Here is a 19,422-nt window from a genome sequence, read left to right as displayed (position 1 = left end):
ACCAAGGCGCGACCTCTAAATTACCGCGTCAGAAATACTGATCAGGCGGCCCCCTTTGAATGGCGCCGCGGGTCGCAAATTGTCTTAAGGGGACAAACAAAATGATTAGATTTGCAAGCGCCGCCTCGGCGAGCGCGCTGGCTATTGCTGTCGCATCGCCTGCTATCGCGCAGGACACTGACGCTGCCGAAGGCGCTCAGGAACAGCGCGGCGGGGTTCAGAACATTGTCGTTACTGCGCAGCGCCGCAGCGAAGATCTGCAGGACGTGCCGGTATCGGTGACCGCGATCGGTGCCGAGCAGCTCGACGAACTCAACATCGACACGTTCGAAGATTACCTGGAACAGATCCCATCGGTCACCGCAGGTGGCAACGGTCCCGGCCAGAGCACGATCTACATTCGCGGGCTCGCCTCGACCACGCCGAACATCACCGTTGCCGGTGTTGCCGGTCTCGCACCGAACGTCGCGCTCTATCTCAACGATCAGCCGCTCTCACAGCCTGGCCGTAACCTAGATGTGTACGCAGCCGACCTTGAGCGGATCGAGGTTCTCTCGGGTCCCCAGGGCACATTGTTCGGCGCAAGTTCGCAGGCCGGTGTTGTCCGCCTGATCACCAACAAGCCCGACCTTAGCGGCTTTGCGGTCAACGCCTCTGCCGGTGTCTCTTTTACCAAGGGCGGCGAAGCCAGCTACCAAGGTGAGCTGACCGTCAACGTACCGGTGTCCGACACGATCGCGCTTCGCGGTGTCGTCTATCTCGACGATCAGGGCGGCTACATCGACAACGTTCAGGGCACCCGCAATCTCACCGAGAGCGCACGTTTCCGCCCAGAAGGTTTCGTCCGTGAAAACGGCGTACCGGTGAACGCCAACCGCGCCGGTTTCCAGTCGACATCCGATCTTAGCGGTGTGACCTTCCTCGATGCCGACAATGCCGGTCTCGCACAGGAAAACTTTAACGACACACAGTATGCCGGTTTCCGGATCTCGGGCCTGTGGGAAGTCACACCGGATTGGACCGTGACCGTCTCGCACCAGCGCCAGAGCCTCGAAAGCGACGGCGTGTTCTTCGCCGATCCGGAATTGAACGGTCTCGATGATCTTGAAATTGAGCGTTTTGAAGAAGACCGTCTCGAAGACGATTTCTCCAACACCAGCTGGACTGTCGAGGGCCGCATCGCGATGCTCGATGTGGTCTACACGGGTGCCTACACAGACCGCGAAAGTGACCAGCGCGCCGACTACACCGATTACCTGTTTGCGGGGCAATATCTGCCATATTACATCTGCGATGGCTCGGTGAGCTATCCGGGTGCTGGCAACGATCCGACCGGCACGTGCCAGGCACCGAACCTGTTCGTGAACTCGTTCTCCAAGACCGAGGTGTTCACGCAGGAACTGCGCTTCAGCACGCCTGAAGATTGGCGCTTCCGTTTCCAAGGTGGTGGGTTCTATTCGGACCTCAGCCTCGAAGAGCGCGTCGACTTTGCCTACCCGAACAACGTGATTGCGCAGCCTTTCGGCCCGTTCGCACAGAACTTCCCGCAAATGTCGGGCTTTGTTTCCGATCCGGGACCGTTTCCTGCCTCGACGATCTTCCGCAACGACATTCGCCGGACAGACGAGCAATTCGGAATCTTTGGTGAAGCCAGCTTTGACATCGTCCCCGACTTGCTGACTGCGACATTTGGCGCGCGTTACTACGATGTCGAAGTCGACTTTGAAGGCAGCGCCAACGGTTCGTTCTGTAACTCAGGCGCGGCGACGGACGCCAACGCGTTCGGCACCGACATCAGCGACCTATATGATGGCGATGGGCAGTTCACCTTCATTGGATCGTGTGACGCGACTTTGCGTCAGACCTTCGATCTGGGTGACAGCCTTGCCGACATTCAGGCCGCTGGCCTTTCTGCCGGACAAGCGCAGCAGGTGTTTAATGCCATCCGCGCGCCCGATACTGCCTCTACCAGCGGCACGATCTTCAAGGGTACGCTGACGCTGACCCCGACACCGGATCTGCTGTTCTACGCGACCTATTCCGAAGGCTTCCGTCCGGGTCTGCTGAACCGTCCAGGCGGTGCAGTATCGGCAGGTACGGGCTTCGTGGTTCCGTTCGAAGTCGAAACCGATGAAGTGAAGAACTACGAACTCGGCTGGAAGATGGACCTGATCGACGGTCAGTTCCGTTTCAACGGTTCGGCATTCTTCGTCGACATTTCGAACCTGCAAACGCAGATTTTCGATCCATCGATCACGAACCTTTTCTTCTCGTCGAATGCAGCCGATGCCGAGATTTACGGGATTGAAGCAGACTTCACTATCGCGCCATACGCGCTTCCGGGGCTGACGGTCACGGGTGCTTTCTCGATCCTCGACACCGAGATCACCGAAGTGCTCATCCCGACCACTGACGTGCTTGAGGGCGAAGAACTGGCCTATGCGCCGGGCTTCCAGGGTAACCTGCGTGCGCGGTACGAATGGGACCTGTCGGACACGCTCGAGGCCTATATCCAGCCGCAAGTGACCTATTCGGCATCGAAGTTCACCGACATCATTGAGATCAACAAGATCGAGCTCGATAGCTATGCGCTGTTCGATCTGTCGATCGGTGTGAAGGCCGACCAATGGGGCTTTGAGATCTTCGGTGAGAACCTGACCGATGAGCGCGCCGAGATTTCGGGCATCTTCGGAAACGATCGCGAACGCATCATTACCAACCGTCCTCTGACGGCTGGGGCACGGGTGACGTTCAACTACTGATCCATCACCCTGAGTGATTTGGCGGCGGGGGTGAGCAGGTGCTGTTCACTCCCGCCGTTTGCTTTTAGGGCGGCATGAATGAATTCACGCACCGACAATTTGAAGGCCGCACAGCAAGCGATGCAAAGTGGGCGCTTTCCCGATGGCTTGGCGTTGGCAGAGGCGCTGCTTGGCGAGGACGCTACGGATGGCGAGGCGCTGTATATGGCGGCGGTTGCTTGTCGGTATCTCGAGCAGTTCAACGATGCAGCATCGTACCTCCAGCGGCTCCACGCGGCGATGCCGGAATATGGGCGGGCTTGGCAGGAGGAAGGGCACCTGGCTCTGGCGCGCGGCGACGATGCAGACGCGCTGGCGGCGTTCACGCAGGCGACCCGGTTCAACTCCGCGCTCGAAGCCAGTTGGCGGGAGCAGGCGCGATTGGCTGGGCAGTTGGGCCGAACGGAGGAGGCTGCCGCAGCGCAGGCGCAATTGGAGCGTTTGCAAAAGCTCCCGCGAGAGTTGGTCGCCGTCACCAACCACCTGCATGAAGGCCGCCTGCTGCGGGCCGAAGAGATTTGCCGCCATTTCCTCCGCCAGCAACCGCGCAACGTCGAAGGGATGCGACTGCTCGCGCGGATCGGGGTTGAATTGGGCGTTTTGGAAGACGCCGAATTCCTGCTCGAAAGCGCAGTCACATTCGAACCCGATAACATCCAGTTGCGGCTCGACTTCATCGATGTGCTGCGTCGCAAGCAGAAGTTCGAACGCGCCTGTGAGGAAGCCGAAGCCCTGCACGAGCGCGATCCGGAAAACCCGCTGTTCCAGTCGCGGCTCGCGATCGAAAGCATGCAGGCGGGCGAATATGAGCGCGCGTTCGACCTGTTCGACCAAGTGCTGGCAAAGCTGCCGCGTGATCATTCGACGCTGACCAGCAAGGGCCATGCGCTGAAAACGATGGGCAAGCAGGACGAAGCGGTCGCGAGCTACCGCGCAGCCTTTGCTGCACAGCCGAGCCACGGCGACGCCTATTACGCGCTCGCCAATCTCAAGACCTATCGCTTCACCGATGATGAAATCGACGCGATGCGGGAGCAGGCAGAGCGGCCCGATCTGGCGTTTACGGATCGGGTCCATATCGCCTTCGCGCTGGGCAAGGCGCTGGAGGATCGCGGGGACTACGAAGGCAGCTTCGAACGCTATGAGGAAGGCAATACGCTCAAACGCACGCAGATCCGTTACAGCGCCGACGGGATGAGCGAAGAACTCGCGCGGCAGAAGCAGTTCTGTACCGCCGAGCTTTTTGAAAAACACAAAGGTGTGGGCCACGACGCGCCCGACCCGATCTTCATTCTGGGACTACCGCGTGCTGGCTCTACGCTGCTCGAACAGATCCTCGCCAGCCATTCGCAGATCGATGGAACGCTGGAACTTCCGGACATTCTCGCGCTCGCTCACCGGTTGCGCGGGCGCAAAGTGGGGCAGCCACTATACCCTGCTAACCTGCACGATCTGACCGGCGAGGACTTCGTCAAATTCGGTGCTCAGTTCATTCAAGACACAAAGGTTCACCGGCAAGGCGCGCCGATCTTTATCGACAAGATGCCGAACAATTTCCGGCATATTGGACTGATCCATCTGATCCTGCCCAATGCCAAGATCATCGACGCCCGCCGTGAACCAATGGATTGCTGTTTCTCCGGCTTCAAACAACTGTTCGCGCAGGGCCAGGAGTTCACCTACGGGCTGCACGAGATCGGGCGGTACTACGCCGACTATGTCGACCTGATGGACCACTGGGACGCTGTCCTTCCGGGCAAAGTCCTTCGCGTGCAGCATGAAGATGTCCTCGATGATCTCGAAGGGCAAACGCGGCGGATGCTCGATTATCTCGAAGTACCGTTCGAGGAAGCATGCCTCGAGTTCCACAAGACTGACCGCGCCGTTCGCACCGCATCGAGCGAACAGGTCCGCCAGCCAATCAACCGTAAGGGGCAGGGCGCTTGGAAGCCGTTCGAGCCTTGGCTGGGCGAATTGAAGGCGGCGCTGGGCGATAACGCTTAATCCGAATTGCCAAGCGCGCGCAGCTGTTTCATCAGGGCGGCATGCAAGATACCCGCGGTTCGGCCACGACAGGCCAATGGCAATTCTGGATCGATCGCGGCGGGACGTTCACCGATATCGTCGCGCGTGCGCCAGGTGGCGAGTTGCTGACGCGAAAATACCTGTCCGAGAACCCTGAGCATTATGACGATGCGGCGCTGCACGGGATGCGCGAACTGACTGGCGAAGCGCAGCTCAGTTTCGAAACGATCCAGTCGGTCCGGATGGGCACCACGGTCGCGACCAACGCCCTCCTGGAGCGCAAGGGTGAGCCGACCCTTCTGGCAATCACCAAAGGTCTAGGCGATGTGATCGAGATCGGCACGCAGGCGCGCCCGGATACGTTCGCGCTCAACATTCAAAGGCCTGCGCCGCTCTATGCCGATGTAATCGAGATTACCGAACGGGTCCGCGACGACGGAGCGGTCGAGCTAGCGCTGGACGAGGCGCGGGCGCATGCGGCGTTCGAGGCTGCCTTTGCGACCGGATTGCGCGCTGCCGCCATCGTCTTGATGCACGCCTACCGCTACCCGGATCACGAAATCCGCCTGGCTGAGATCGCGCGCGAAGTCGGCTTTACGCAGGTCTCGGTCAGCCACGAAGTCAGCCCGCTCACCAAGATCGTCCCGCGCGGTGAGACTAGCGTGGTCGATGCCTATCTGACCCCGATCCTGCGCAACTATGTCGATCGCATTGCGGACGGATTTGCCGATGCACGTGCGCCCGGACAGCTGCTTTTCATGCAGAGCTCCGGCGGGCTTACCGATGCCTCCAAGTTTCGCGGGCGCGATGCAATCTTGTCCGGTCCCGCAGGAGGCATTGTAGGCTGCGTGCACACGGCGAAGCGCGCCGGGTTCGAGAAAGTCATTGGCTTCGATATGGGCGGCACGTCGACAGATGTGTCGCACTATTCGGGCACCTTTGAAAAGGTCTACGAGACCGAAGTTGCGGGCGCGAAGATGCGCGTGCCGATGCTGCATATCCATACGGTTGCAGCGGGTGGCGGCTCGATCCTGCGCTTCGAGGATGGACGTTTGCGGGTAGGCCCGGAAAGCGCCGGAGCCGATCCGGGGCCGGTCTGTTACCGGCGCGGTGGGCCACTGGCTGTGACCGATATCAATGTCTGCCTCGGCAAGGTTCAGCTCGCGCATTTTCCCGCGATCTTCGGCGCCGATCAGTCGCAACCACTCGATGCGGAGGCTTCGCGCGCGGCCTTTGCTGACGTAGCCACCGAACTGGATGATGGCCGCTCACCCGAAGAGGTGGCCGAAGGATTCCTTGCGATAGCCAACGAGCACATGGCGCAGGCAATCAAACAGATATCGACCGCACGCGGGCATGATGTGAAGGACTATGTGCTCAATTGCTTTGGCGGAGCAGGGGGGCAGCATGCGTGTCTTGTCGCCGAGCGACTGGGTATACGAAGCATCCAGATCCATCCCTTCGCTGGGGTTCTGTCCGCCTTTGGCATGGGCCTCGCCAAAACCGAAGCTCAGCGTCAGCGTGTGATGGATAAGCACTTGTCGGAGCAGGCGCTCGAAGACGTTCGATCTTCGGTTGCTGACTTGCGGGCCGAGACCGAAAGGGAATTGGCTGAACAAGGTGTTGGCTCCGATGAAGTCGTTCACAACGTCAGTGCCCTGATGCGCTACGCCCGGACGGAAACCGCGATTCGCGTACCGCTCGGTTCGGTTGACGAGATGGCAACAGAATTCGAGCGACTTCACCGGCAGCAATTCGGCTTTGCTGCGCCCGAAAAAGTGTTGTTGCTCGACACGGTAATCGTCGAGAGCGAGGCATGTTCTCAAGCGGAAGAGGCTGCGCCTAAGTCTGAGCCAGCAAAGGAGGCGCCGCAGCCGAAGACAGTCACGCGGTTCTATTCCGGAGGCGCTTGGCGCGACGCCAAGATGTTCGACCGAGACAACCTCTGTTTCGGCCATCGGATTGATGGTCCTGCGATCATCATCGAAGCAACGGGAACGACGATCATCGAACCGGGGTGGGCCGGTGAAGTCGACAAGGACGGCTGCTTGATCCTCACCCACATTGCAACCGGGTCATCGCTGGCGCGCAGCACTGCATTCGATCCGGTCACGCTTGAGATATTTGCCAACCTGTTCATGTCGATTGCCGAGCAGATGGGCATCATTCTGCGCAACACGGCGCAATCGGTGAATGTGAAGGAACGGCTCGATTTCTCCTGTGCGATCTTCGACGCCGAAGGTGATCTGGTCGCCAACGCGCCGCACGTGCCGGTGCATCTTGGCTCGATGGATGCGAGCGTGAAGACCATCATAGAGAGCGGGGTTGCAATCGAGCCGGGCGACGCCTTCGTTCATAACAATCCGCATAAGGGCGGATCGCATCTCCCTGATGTCACGGTGGTCTCGCCGGTCTTTGATGCGGCTGAGGAACAGGTCCTGTTCTACGTCGCGTCTCGCGCGCATCATGAGGACATCGGCGGGATCAGCCCGGGTTCGATGTCACCACTGGGGCGCACGATAGACGACGAAGGAATCCTGCTCGACAATGTGAAGCTGGTCGAAAGCGGCGAATTTCAGACCGAGCGGATCAAGAACTTACTAAGCGACAGCCCCAATCCTGCCCGCAACATCGCACAGAACGTCGCTGACTTGATGGCGCAGGTTGCTGCCAATTCGGCGGGTGCCGGGGAGCTGCGCAAGCTGATCGGGCAATACGGCCTTGAGGTCGTGCAGGTCTATATGGGGCATATTCAGGACACCGCCGAGACTGCCGTGCGCAAAGTCATCGGGGCAATCGAAGGCGGAGAATTCCGGCTGGAACTGGATTCAGGCGCTGCGATCCAGGTGGCGATCACGCCCGACCGTGACGCTGGAAGCGCCGTCATCGACTTCACCGGCACCAGCGCTCAGCAGGACAGTGCATTCAACGCTCCGCCAGCAGTCACACGCGCGGCGGTGCTCTATGTCTTCCGCTGCCTGATCGATGATGACGTTCCGCTCAATGCCGGATGCATGAAGCCGCTCAGCATTATCGTGCCTGAAGGTTCGATGCTCAATCCCGGCAACGACGCAGCTGTCGTCGCGGGCAATGTTGAGACCAGCCAAGCGATAACCGATGCGCTGTTTGCGGCGCTCGGCAAGCTCGGCACCAGTCAGGGGACCATGAACAACCTGACCTTCGGTGACGCCTCGCGGCAGTATTATGAAACGATCTGTTCAGGCGCTCCGGCAGGACCCGGTTTCGATGGCGCGGCGGCGGTGCACACGCATATGACCAATACGCGGATGACCGATCCCGAAGTGCTCGAACATCGCTATCCCGTGGTGCTCGACGAGTTCCGTATCGATCGTGGTTCAGGCGGGAAGGGGGCCTCGAACGCTGGCGACGGCGTAACCCGCGCGATCCGCTTCTTGGAAGACATGGAGGTCTCGATCCTGTCCGACCACCGAAAAGTCGCCCCAGTCGGTCTGGATGGCGGCAAGGATGGCCGACCCGGCAGGAACTGGATTGAGCGCCGCAATGGCTCGGCCCAAAAACTGGCCGGATGCGACCAAACCGATGTCGCTGCGGGGGACCGCGTGGTAATCCGCACGCCAACGGGCGGCGGCTTTGGGGGAACGGACACATGAGCATCACGCAGCGCCTTAGAAACAGCGGCCCCGGCGCGCTGGTCACTGCCGCATTCATCGGACCGGGCACCGTCACCGCTTGCACTTTGGCAGGCGCGAGCTTCGGCTATGCGCTGCTTTGGGCGCTGGTGTTTGCCACCATTGCGACGATGGTCCTGCAGGAGATGTCCGCCCGGCTTGGTGTGATCACGCAGAAGGGACTGGGCGAGACGCTTGCTGAATTGTTCCGCCAATCGGTGTGGCGCTGGCCGCTGATCGCGCTGATTTGTGTGGCGCTCTATGTCGGCAATGCGGCCTATGAAGCGGGCAATCTGTCCGGTGCAGCGCTGGGGATCGCGGCAGCAGCGGGCGATTCCGAGATCGCTTTCCAAGCAAGCGTTGCAGCAATTTCGGTTCTCGCCGCATTGCTGCTCTGGACCGGCAGCTATCGCCAGATCGAGAAAGTGCTCGTCGCTTTGGTGCTGTTCATGGCGCTCGCTTTTGTCGCGACCTTTGCGATTGTGCGCCCTGATCTCGGCGCGCTTTTTGCGGGACTTATTCTCCCGACCATTCCCGAAGGAGCGCTGCTCACCGTGGTGGCCCTGATTGGGACCACTGTCGTGCCCTACAACCTGTTCCTCCACGCCAGCGCTGCACGCAACAAATGGTCAGGGCCAGCAGACCTGCCCGCCGCACGGGTCGACACGATGGTCACGATCGGTATCGGCGGCCTGATCGGGATTCTCATCGTCTCGACCGCAGCGGCCAGCCTGTTCGCGCTCTCTGTGCCGGTTGAAAGTGCTGCAGATATGGCGACGCAGTTTGAGCCGCTGTTCGGGTCGCACGCGAAATATCTGATGGGTGCGGGGCTGTTCGCCGCAGGGCTGACCAGCTCGATCACCGCTCCGCTCGCGACCGGCTATGCGGTCAGCGAGATTTTCCAGGTTGCGCCGGAAAAGCGTCAACGCGCGATGAGGCTGGTGGCACTCAGCGTGATCGTGATCGGCGCAGGATTTGCGCTCACTGGCATCCGCCCGATTACGATTATCCTTTCGGCGCAGTTCGCCAACGGCCTGCTGCTACCGGTCGTCGCCGTGTTCTTGCTCTATGCAATGAACCAGCGCGCTATTCTGGGAGACTTCGCCAATGGCAGACTCGCCAATGCGCTGGGGTTCACTGTCGTGCTGGTTGCCGCAGGTCTCGGTGTGCGGTTGATCCTTCGCGCCGCCGGGGTGATGTAACCCGCGCTCTTCCCTTACGTGAGCGTTCAAGATAGGTTGCGCACCGCAACTGAGGCGTGAGTCCGGAGAGAATACGAATGGCGAGTTTCACCTTGAACGGGCAGGAGACCACTGCCGAAGTCGATCCGGCGATGCCGATCCTGTGGGTCGTGCGCGAAAAGCTTGGCATGAATGGCACCAAATTTGGCTGCGGGATCGCACAGTGTGGGGCCTGCACTGTGCATCTCGATGGGCAGCCAGTGCGTTCTTGTTCGACCCCGATTGCCGAGGCAGAAGGCCGGGCGATCACGACAATCGAAGGCATCTCCGGTCCGGAAGGCGAGCTCTCTGCGGTCCAGCAAGCGTGGATCAGCGAGCAGGTGCCGCAATGCGGATACTGCCAGTCGGGCCAGATCATGAGCGCCACCGCGTTGCTGCGCGACAATCCGCAGCCGAGCGACGAGGACATCGACGCGGCCATGTCAGGCAATATCTGCCGCTGCGGGACCTACACCCGCATCCGCCGCGCGATCAAAGTGGCCTCCGGTCAGCTTGAACCGCGTAATGAGGAGGCTTGAGCCATGAACGATCTGTCTCCTGAGAAGAAAGAACGTAGTGGTTTGGCCAAATGGAGCCGCCGCGGATTTATCGGCGCGGGCGTGCTCGCTGGTGGCGGTCTGCTGATCGGCATCGGTGTGCGTCCGGGTAACCCGATCGACAAGCTGGCATCCAGTGTCGCTCCGGGCGACGGTGAGCAGTTGGTCAACAGCTGGGTCAAGATCGACACCAACAACATCGTCACCGCCATCGTCCCGCATTGCGAGATGGGACAGGGCGCGCATTCGGTTCTGGCGCAGATGCTCGCCGATGAACTGGATGCGGCATGGGACAAGGTCAACGTCATGCAAGCGCCCGCCGATGGCAGTTACGTCGTTGGCGATACGGCTCGCATGTTCCTTGCGCCGTTCACGCTGAACGCAGCGGATTGGATCGAGCCGACTTGGGATGGCTTGTTCACGCAAATGGCGCGGCTGGCCGATGCGATGATCACTGGCGGATCGTCTTCGATCCGCACCACCGGCCAGCATTCGATGCGTGTCGCCGGAGCGGCTGCGCGGCAGATGTTGAAGGGGGCAGCGGCTGAGGCTTGGGACGTTCCTGCGAGCGAAATCGTGACCCGCGACAGTACGCTGATCCACGAAGCGTCCGGCAATTCCGCGCCCTACTCCGAGTTTGCGACTGCGGCTGCGGAGCAGCCAATGGATCACACCCCTACGCTCAAGAAGTCCTCCGAATACCGCCTGATGGGCAAGAGCAAGGCCCGTACGGACATTCCAGCCAAGATCACCGGAACCGCCGAATTTGGCATCGATGCTGTCCCGGAAGGTCTCGACCTTTCCTATGCAGCTGTAGTGCGACCTCCAATCCAGGGCACTTCGGTAGAGAGCATGGATGCGACCCGCGCCAAGGATATGCCTGGCGTGCTCCAGATCCTGAATATGGGCAATTACGTCGCAGTGGTTGCCGATAGCTATTGGCAGGCGCAGCAGGCCGTGAACACGATCCAGATCGGCTGGAGCGAGCCCGAGAGCAAGATCAAGACGATGGACGACCAGTTCGCCGCCTTTGCGGCTGCTCTGGACGACGCGGGCGAGACTGGCGGGAACGAAGCGGCGGCGAAAGGCAATGCGCAGGACGCATTTGGCAAGGCTGCGACCACTATCGAAGCGGAATACAAGGCCCCCTATCTCGCGCATGCGCCGATGGAGCCTCTGAATTGCACCGCGCACTACAAGGACGGCAAGTGCGACATCTGGACGAGCACGCAAGTGCCGCTGATGGCGCGCAGCGAAGTGGCCAAGACGATTGGTCTGTCGGCTGACGATATCACCATCCATCACCCCTACCTGGGCGGGGCGTTCGGTCGCCGGCTTGGCGCGGAATATGTCGCAATGGCCGCTCGCATTGCCAAGGCCACCGGCTATCCGGTCAAGATGATCTGGAGCCGTGAGGAAGACACGCAAAAGGCGCTCTATCGCTGCGCAGACATGAACCGCTTGCGTGCCGGGCTGGATGATGCGGGCAATCTCATGGCCTATGACAGCGTGTTCACGCAGCGGCATGATCCTGCCGAGGCATGTGTCCCGGCGATGTACGATATTCCCAACACCTCCGTGCGGGTTGCAGAGGCTGAATTGCATCTGCCGTTCCAGGCGTGGCGCTCAGTCGATCACTCGCAGCAGGGCTGGTTCATCGAAAGCTTCATTGACGAGGCAGCGCATGCAGCGGGCAAGGATCCGCTCGAATACCGACTTGCCATGCTCAAGGACGCGCCGCGTCACCGGGCTGTGCTCGAGAAGGTCGCCGAGATCAGCGAATGGCGGGCGCCATCGGGCGAAGGCAAAGCCAAGGGCGTCGCTATTGTCGAGAGCTTTGGTACAATTGTCGCCGAAGTGATCGAAGTCGACATGTCATCGGGCAAGCCGAAGATGACAAATGTCTGGGCAGTCTGCGATGCGGGTTACGCCATGAACCCCGATGGCTTCCGCAATCAGATCGAAGGCGGGATCGTGTTCGGTCTGACCGCCGCGATGTACGGCGAGCTGGAGCTGGTCGATGGCGCGATCAAGCAAAGCAACTTCCACGATTACAAGATGCTGCGGATCAACGAAGTGCCTGAGATCACTGTGGAACTGATCAACAGCGGCGATGTGCCGATTGGCGGTGCAGGCGAGCCGGGACTGCCGCCTGCTGCTCCGGCTCTGACTAATGCGATCTTCGCAGCGACGGGCAAGCGCCTACGCGAGTTGCCGATCGCGAAACAGTTTGCCTGAACGGCGCCAAGAAAAGCCTAGAGGGGACACAAAGATGCACACACGCACATTGGCGGCGGCAGGCCTGCTCACAGTGATGCTGGCCGCATGTGGCGGCACGGAAGAGCAACCGCCAGTCGAACAAATCGTCGTGCGCGAGCCGGGCGAACCGGCTGCCAACGCCACCATCGCAGCGAATGCCGAAGCGGCCAGCGATGATGTGGTCGATCTGGTGGCGAAAGGCGAAACGGCGTTTGCTGTGTGCTCAGGATGTCATGTGGTCGAAGCAGGGGCTGCCTCGACCGCTGGTCCTAATCTTCACGGCGTAGTCGGGCGGCAAGCGGGCTCGCTGGACGACTTCGCATATTCTGATGCACTCGCCAGTTCAGGCATCACATGGGACATTGCCGAGCTTGATCGCTTCCTCGCCAATCCGGCAGGCCGGGTCGAAGGGACCACCATGGTCGCGGGCGGCGTCAGCGACGGCGAGAACCGCGCGGCGATCGTCGCCTATCTCGGCAGCCTGTCCGAGTAACCGAAAGGCGCGCCTGATCCGTGGACCTTCAGCGGGTTCTGCAATTCCTTGATGAATGCCGCGAGCGCGGGATGGCCGCCGTGCTCGTTACCGTGTGCGCGGTCGAAGGGTCGTCGATGCGTAATCCGGGCACGATCATGGGGGTTGCCGAGGATGGCAGCTTCGCCGGTTCGCTTTCTGGCGGTTGCATTGAGAACGCTGTTGTCGCTGAGGCTTTGGCTGTGCTGAAGGCAGACATAGGCCGGGTTGTGCGGTTCGGCGCAGGTTCTCCTTATCTCGATATCAAGCTGCCATGCGGGGGTGGGCTGGACCTGCACTTTCAACCGGTTGGATCGAGCGATCTGGCGTCCCAATGTCTGGGATCAACCGCTAAGCGAGAGCCGTTTTCGATAATCCTCAAAGAGCAGGGCGCGGAACATGCGGCTGAATGGGTTGCACAGAGCTTTGATCATCAGCGCGGCACAGGGTCATTCGGCCACTGGCCAGCGCCAAACTTGCTGATTGTTGGTCATGGCGCGGGAGTAGAAGCGCTCTCCCAACTCGGACGTTCGATGGGTTGCGGGTCCAACGTGCTCACCCCAGACGAGCGGATTGTTGAGACCCTCACTAACCAAGGCCTCAGCGCCATACATATCGACCGCACCAGCCAGACCGACCTGCTCGAAAGCGACCCGTGGACGGCTATGGTGTTCCTGTTTCACGATCACGACTGGGAAATCGAGCTAATGACGCGCGCATTCGACCTTCCGCACTTCTACCTCGGCGCAATGGGCGGGCGAAAGGCGCATGCAATGCGGTGTGAGGCTCTGGCCAAGCGTGCAATTACGGAAGAGCAACTCGCAACAATCCGCGCACCGATTGGCGTGTTCCACTCCTCGCGCGATCCGCAGACCCTCGCGCTATCGACACTTGCCGAAGTGATCCGCACTTATCAGGACGCGGACTTTGAGGTTGCACTTGGCTGAACCTCTGCGCCTTGCGGTTGCCGTGCTCGCGGCAGGATCTTCGCGCAGGTTTGGTCCGGTCGACAAACTGCGCGCGCCGTTTCGCGGCAAGCCTCTGGGTCTGCATGTCAGCGATGCGCTGGCCGAAGTCCCCGCAGAGCTACGCATGGTCATCGCCTCGAACCAGCAGCACTCCTGCGCGGGCGGCTGGCGCGATGCCGGGTTCGAAATTGTCCGCAATCCCAATGCCGATGAAGGCATGGGTACGTCGGTTGCCACAGCTGCTCGTATCGCGCGCCGAGCGGAAAGCGACGCGTTGCTGATCGCGCTGGCAGACATGCCCCTGATCCCGGTGTCGCATTATTCGGCGATGGTCGATGCTGCCCGTGCCCTTGGGCCCAATCTGCTCATCGCCTCTACCAACGGGATCATTCGGATGCCGCCTGCGATCTTTGGGCGCGAGCAATTCGACAGACTGACCGCGCTGACTGGCAATAAGGGCGCGCGCTCAATCCTGGGTGAAGGCGACACAATCAAGTGCCGCACCAGATGGCTCGCCGATATCGACACGCCCGAAGCACTCGCCGCGCTCGGATAGGACTTGTGGACAGCCACCGGCGTGTCCTCCTAAACGGCCAGAACAAGGGAGATTCGTCGTGACCGATTTCGTGAAGCGTCCGCCGTTCGAGCGGGCAACCCATTGCTCGCCAGAGCAATATGCGGCGATGTATCAGCGTTCGATCAGCGATCCTGATGGGTTCTGGCTTGATCAGGCCAATCGGCTCGATTGGTTCTCCGCGCCTGCGAAAGGCGGCGATTGGTCGTACGATCCCGTTGACATCACATGGTTCGCCGACGGCGCGCTCAATCTTTGCCACAACGCGGTCGACCGCCATCTTGAAACGCGCGGCGACGATACCGCGATCATCTTCGAACCCGATGATCCGACGGGGCACGGTCGCACGCTCACATACCGCGACCTTCATGGCGAAGTTGTTCGGATGGCCAACGCGCTCAAAGCCATCGGCGTGTCGAAGGGCGAAAGGGTCACGATCTACATGCCCAACATCGTCGAAGGTGTGACAGCAATGCTTGCCTGCGCGCGGCTGGGCGCGATCCATTCGGTTGTGTTCGGGGGGTTTTCTCCGGAAGCATTGGCAGGCCGGATCATCGACTGCGAAAGTAGGTTCGTCATTACGGCAGATACGGGGCTGCGCGGCACCAAGGTTGTACCGCTCAAGGGTAATGTCGACGCCGCGCTTCAGATTGAAGGGGCAGACGTGGATGGTGTCCTTGTCATCCAGCACACGGGCGCTGAAGTTGGCATGGCCGAAGGCCGCGACCATTGGTTCCACGAGGTCGCGTCAGATACGGATGTTCCATGCGAAATGATGGCAGCCGAAGAACCGCTGTTCATTCTCTACACGTCCGGATCGACCGGTAAGCCCAAGGGCGTGCTACACACAACTGGCGGGTACGGCGTGTGGGCCGCGACCACCTTCAACTACGTGTTCGATTACCAGCCGGGCGAGATCTATTGGTGCACCGCCGATATCGGCTGGGTGACCGGGCACAGCTACATCGTTTACGGCCCGCTGATGAACGGGGCGACCAGCGTCGTATTCGAAGGCGTGCCCAACTATCCTGATCACGGACGGTTCTGGGACGTGGTCGACAAGCACTCGGTCAACATCCTCTACACGGCGCCGACTGCGATCCGCGCGCTGATGCGCGAAGGCGATGAGTTTGTGACTACCCGGGATCGGTCATCGCTGCGGCTGCTTGGTAGCGTTGGAGAGCCGATCAATCCGGAGGCATGGCGCTGGTACTTCGATGTTGTGGGTGAGGGCCGCTGCCCGATCGTCGATACGTGGTGGCAGACCGAGACCGGCGGTGTGATGATCACCACGCTGCCCGCGGCGCATGATATGAAGCCGGGCAGCGCGGGCCGGCCATTTTTTGGCATCCAACCGCAGCTGGTCGACAATGACGGCGGCGTGCTTGAGGGCGCCACTGACGGCAACCTGTGCATCACCCACAGCTGGCCGGGCCAAGCGCGCAGCGTCTACGGCGATCACGAGCGCTTCATCCAGACCTATTTCAGCACCTATGCGGGCAAGTACTTCACAGGCGATGGCTGCAGGCGTGACGAAGACGGATATTACTGGATCACCGGGCGTGTCGACGATGTCATCAACGTATCCGGCCACCGGATGGGCACCGCCGAGGTGGAAAGCGCGCTGGTGCTGCATGATCTCGTCGCCGAAGCCGCAGTGGTCGGCTACCCGCACGATATCAAGGGGCAGGGCATCTATTGCTACGTCACCCTGAATGCGGGCGAGGAAGGCTCGGACGAGCTTTACAAAGAGCTGCGCGCGCATGTCCGCAAGGAGATCGGGCCGATCGCTTCGCCCGACCACATTCAATTCACCGACGGCCTGCCTAAAACTCGCTCAGGCAAGATCATGCGCCGCATCCTGCGCAAGGTGGCGGAGAATGATTACGGCTCATTGGGCGATACTTCGACACTGGCCGACCCATCGCTGGTTGGGCGGTTGATCGGAGGGCGTCAGGGCTAAGTGGGTGACACTTAGCTCACTCTGCCGACAGAGTAGAAAGACAAATTGCGGCAATTGTAGTCAGCAGCCTGAAACGCGGACGAGATGAGCTCCTTCATCCTACGCCAGGAACTGGTTTTGAAGTGACCGAGATTGGCGTCATATAGCTGAAATTGACCCTCGGTTGCCTGAAACGCCACGGCATGCCCTCCCTTCTTCATCGAGAAAGTGAGAATTCCGTAGCCGTTGAGAAAACTCGCTTTGTATCGTTTCAGGTTCTCACCAACATCGGCCCCGCCCACATTTCCCGAGATCTTTGCCACCCGCTTGATCAGCCTGCCGTCCTTGCGTCCGATCTTAAGGATTGCATCTCCGGACGAAGTCCTGAATTCTACCTCGTAGAGTTTCTGAACGAACTTCGAGCCGGGTTTCACTTTCTGTGCGTGAATGGTCGGCATTACCAGGTCAGGAAACTGCTTTCCGATTCCAGAATTCATAGGCACGCCTGAGAACTTGAACCGCGTTTCGCGCGGCCTCCATTCGTCCAGTTTGAATGTCCCGTCTAAATTCTCGCTAGCCCACATGTACGACAATGCCGCGCAAACTCCTTTGTCGACATCATCATCTTCGAAATATCCTTGGGTTTGCAAGAATACCGTCTCTGCGCTGAATTCACTGACGAATTGCTTGTAGCCAGGCATGTCTAATCTCCAGTCGAATCATCGAAAATTCGATTCTATTGAGATCACATCATGGTCTATTGGGAATCTATTGATTGGACAGAAACGGCGTTTTTGCCTCCACTAGTCGAGGCATGAGCTAGTGCACCTGCGCTTCGCCAGCCCCGCGAGGCACGCGGATTGAATCGACCAGCTTGCGGATGTGGGCGGGCGTCTTGGCGGTCATACTCGCGACCGCAATCGCAACACTGAAATTGATGACCATTCCAATTACGCCAATCCCTTCGGGCGAAATCCCGAACAGCCAGTTTTCGGCCGAGTTCGCCGCCGGGTTCATCAACTTGAAGTAGAGGATGTACCCGAAGGTGAAGACCAGACCGGAGACCATGCCGGCAATCGCGCCTTCCTTGTTCATCGCCTTGAAAAAGATGCCCATGAAGATCGCCGGGAACAGGCTGGATGCGGCCAGACCGAAGGCGAAGGCTACCACTTGCGCGACCCATCCCGGAGGATAGATGCCGAGATAGCCCGCCACCACGATCGCCGCCGTTGCCGCGACCCGCGCCGCAAGTAACTCGGTCTTGGCCGAGATGTTGGGAGCGAACGTGCTCTTGAGCAGATCGTGGCTGACCGAGCTTGAGATAACCAGCAACAGACCGGCCGCCGTCGACAAAGCAGCGGCCAATCCGCCCGCTGCCATCAGGGCGACGACCCAGCCCGGCAGGTTGGCGATTTCCGGATTGGCGAGCACCATGATGTCGCGGTCGACATAGACTTCGTTGGCGCTTTCCGCATTCGGGGTGTTGGATAGCAGCCGCTCACCCGAAGGACCGGTTTCGCCGGTATATTCCGGCTTGCCTTCGAACGCCGGACCCGGGCGATATTGCATGCGCCCATCGCCGTTCTTGTCCTGGAAGGCGAGCAGTCCGTTGCTCTCCCATAGCGGGAAGAACTCATCGACTTCGCTGTAGGCGGTGTCGTCGACCTTATCGACGAAGTTGAGCATTCCAAATGCTCCGACTGCCGGAGCGGTGGTGTAGAGCAGCGCGATGAAGACCAGCGCCCAGCCGGCCGATTTGCGTGCATCCGATGCCTTGGGCACGGTGAAGAAGCGCACGATCACATGTGGCAGACCAGCGGTTCCGACCATCAGCGCCAGCGTGATGCAGAACACATCTATCATGCTCTTCGAGCCGTCGGTGTAGGCCGTGAAGCCCAGTTCGACGAGCACGCTGTCGAGCTTCTGCAAGACGGATAAGCCCGATCCGTCAGCCAGTTCCGAGCCGAGACCGATCTGCGGGATGGGTGTGCCCGTGATCATGAAGCTAAGGAAGAAAGCCGGGACCATGTAGGCGAAGATCAGCACGCAATATTGCGCGACCTGCGTGTAGGTGATGCCCTTCATCCCGCCGAGCACGGCGTAAATGAAGACGATCCCCATGCCGATGAACACGCCCATGGTGATCTCGACATCGAGGAAGCGTGAGAACACGATCCCAACACCGCGCATCTGCCCGGCGATGTAGGTGAAGCTGATGAAGATCAGGCAGATTACCGCGACCACGCGGGCAGTTTTGGAATAGTACCGCGTGCCGATGAAATCGGGGACGGTGAACTGCCCGAATTTCCGCAAATAAGGCGCGAGGAGCAGCGCCAGCATCACAAATCCGCCGGTCCAGCCCATCAGGTAAACCGATCCGTCATAGCCCGCGAAAGCGAGGATGCCTGCCATCGAGATGAAGCTCGCCGCGCTCATCCAGTCAGCGGCGGTGGCCATGCCATTGACGACCGGATTGACCCCGCCTCCTGCGACATAGAACTCCTTTGTCGAACCCGCGCGGCTCCAGATCGCGATGCCGATATAAAGCGCGAATGTGAGGCCGACGAACAGGTAAATCAGGCTCTGCGTTTCCATGCGCCGCCCCGCTCAGTCGTCGAGATCGTGTTTGCGCTCGATCTGCCTCATCCGGACAACGTAGATGAAGATCAGCGCGATGAAGATGTAGATCGAACCCTGCTGGGCGAACCAGAAGCCGAGCGGATAACCGCCAATGCTGAACTGATCGAGGAAATCGCGCAGCAGGATCCCGCATCCGAACGAACAGACGAACCAGATCGCCATCAGGGAGAAGAGCAAGCGTAAATTCTCGCGCCAATATGCGCCTTCGTTTGCGTCAGTTTCGGTGTCAGGCGCTTCGTCGTCCATGTCGTCCCCTCGTGAGGAGGCGACAATTG

At 60.1% G+C, this 19,422-nt stretch carries 13 protein-coding genes; 10 read left to right on the top strand and 3 right to left on the bottom strand.

Translation table 11 applies throughout. The features are described from left to right. Window positions 1-101: 101 nt before the first annotated feature. The 10 genes from Q0837_RS10360 (at window position 102) to acs (ending at window position 16,528) form a co-directional block, all read left to right on the top strand. Window positions 102-2,762: a TonB-dependent receptor gene (locus tag Q0837_RS10360; protein WP_298468530.1), complete on the top strand. Its 2,661-nt coding sequence runs from the start codon at window positions 102-104 to the stop codon at window positions 2,760-2,762. Between the two features lie 78 nt (window positions 2,763-2,840). After that, window positions 2,841-4,805: a tetratricopeptide repeat-containing sulfotransferase family protein gene (locus Q0837_RS10355; RefSeq protein ID WP_298468528.1), complete on the top strand. Its 1,965-nt coding sequence runs from the start codon at window positions 2,841-2,843 to the stop codon at window positions 4,803-4,805. Between the two features lie 41 nt (window positions 4,806-4,846). Beyond that, window positions 4,847-8,458 (top strand): hydantoinase B/oxoprolinase family protein, encoded by a 3,612-nt coding sequence (locus Q0837_RS10350; RefSeq protein ID WP_298468526.1) that lies wholly within the window; start codon window positions 4,847-4,849, stop codon window positions 8,456-8,458. After that, a complete protein-coding gene (locus Q0837_RS10345; protein ID WP_298468523.1) occupies window positions 8,455-9,678 on the top strand; it encodes an Nramp family divalent metal transporter in 1,224 nt (407 codons plus the stop codon). The genes Q0837_RS10350 and Q0837_RS10345 overlap by 4 nt, the downstream gene beginning before the upstream one ends. Before the next feature lie 77 nt (window positions 9,679-9,755). After that, a complete protein-coding gene (locus tag Q0837_RS10340) occupies window positions 9,756-10,235 on the top strand; it encodes a (2Fe-2S)-binding protein (RefSeq protein WP_298468519.1) in 480 nt (159 codons plus the stop codon). 3 nt (window positions 10,236-10,238) lie between these two features. Further along, complete coding sequence (locus tag Q0837_RS10335) at window positions 10,239-12,491, top strand: molybdopterin cofactor-binding domain-containing protein (protein WP_298468516.1); 2,253 nt, start codon at window positions 10,239-10,241, stop codon at window positions 12,489-12,491. A 34-nt stretch (window positions 12,492-12,525) separates the two neighbouring features. Then, complete coding sequence (locus tag Q0837_RS10330; RefSeq protein WP_298468513.1) at window positions 12,526-13,005, top strand: c-type cytochrome; 480 nt, start codon at window positions 12,526-12,528, stop codon at window positions 13,003-13,005. 20 nt (window positions 13,006-13,025) lie between these two features. Continuing rightward, window positions 13,026-13,970 carry an XdhC family protein gene (locus Q0837_RS10325; RefSeq protein WP_298468509.1) on the top strand — a complete coding sequence of 315 codons (945 nt, stop codon included), beginning with the start codon at window positions 13,026-13,028 and terminating at the stop codon, window positions 13,968-13,970. Beyond that, the gene (locus Q0837_RS10320; RefSeq protein ID WP_298468507.1) at window positions 13,963-14,547 is read left to right on the top strand and encodes a nucleotidyltransferase family protein; all 585 of its coding nucleotides are present in this window, start codon (window positions 13,963-13,965) and stop codon (window positions 14,545-14,547) included. Before Q0837_RS10325 ends, Q0837_RS10320 begins: the two co-directional genes overlap by 8 nt. A 58-nt stretch (window positions 14,548-14,605) precedes the next feature. Next, window positions 14,606-16,528 carry an acetate--CoA ligase gene (gene acs, locus Q0837_RS10315; RefSeq protein ID WP_298468504.1) on the top strand — a complete coding sequence of 641 codons (1,923 nt, stop codon included), beginning with the start codon at window positions 14,606-14,608 and terminating at the stop codon, window positions 16,526-16,528. 11 nt (window positions 16,529-16,539) lie between these two features. On the opposite strand, the gene Q0837_RS10310 is transcribed toward acs, so the two are convergent. From Q0837_RS10310 to Q0837_RS10300, 3 genes are all read right to left on the bottom strand, one after another. Further along, window positions 16,540-17,208, bottom strand: a complete 669-nt coding sequence (locus Q0837_RS10310; protein ID WP_298468502.1) for a YopT-type cysteine protease domain-containing protein — start codon at window positions 17,206-17,208, stop codon at window positions 16,540-16,542. Between the two features lie 118 nt (window positions 17,209-17,326). Continuing rightward, a complete protein-coding gene (locus Q0837_RS10305) occupies window positions 17,327-19,102 on the bottom strand; it encodes a sodium:solute symporter family protein (RefSeq protein WP_298468500.1) in 1,776 nt (591 codons plus the stop codon). Window positions 19,103-19,114: 12 nt separating this feature from the next. Further along, window positions 19,115-19,393, bottom strand: a complete 279-nt coding sequence (locus Q0837_RS10300) for a DUF4212 domain-containing protein (protein WP_298468497.1) — start codon at window positions 19,391-19,393, stop codon at window positions 19,115-19,117. Window positions 19,394-19,422 lie beyond the last annotated feature (29 nt).

This window comes from uncultured Erythrobacter sp. (genome assembly GCF_947499705.1).
In the GTDB taxonomy this organism is placed as follows: domain Bacteria; phylum Pseudomonadota; class Alphaproteobacteria; order Sphingomonadales; family Sphingomonadaceae; genus Erythrobacter.
This window is presented reverse-complemented; position numbering and strand designations above follow the sequence as displayed.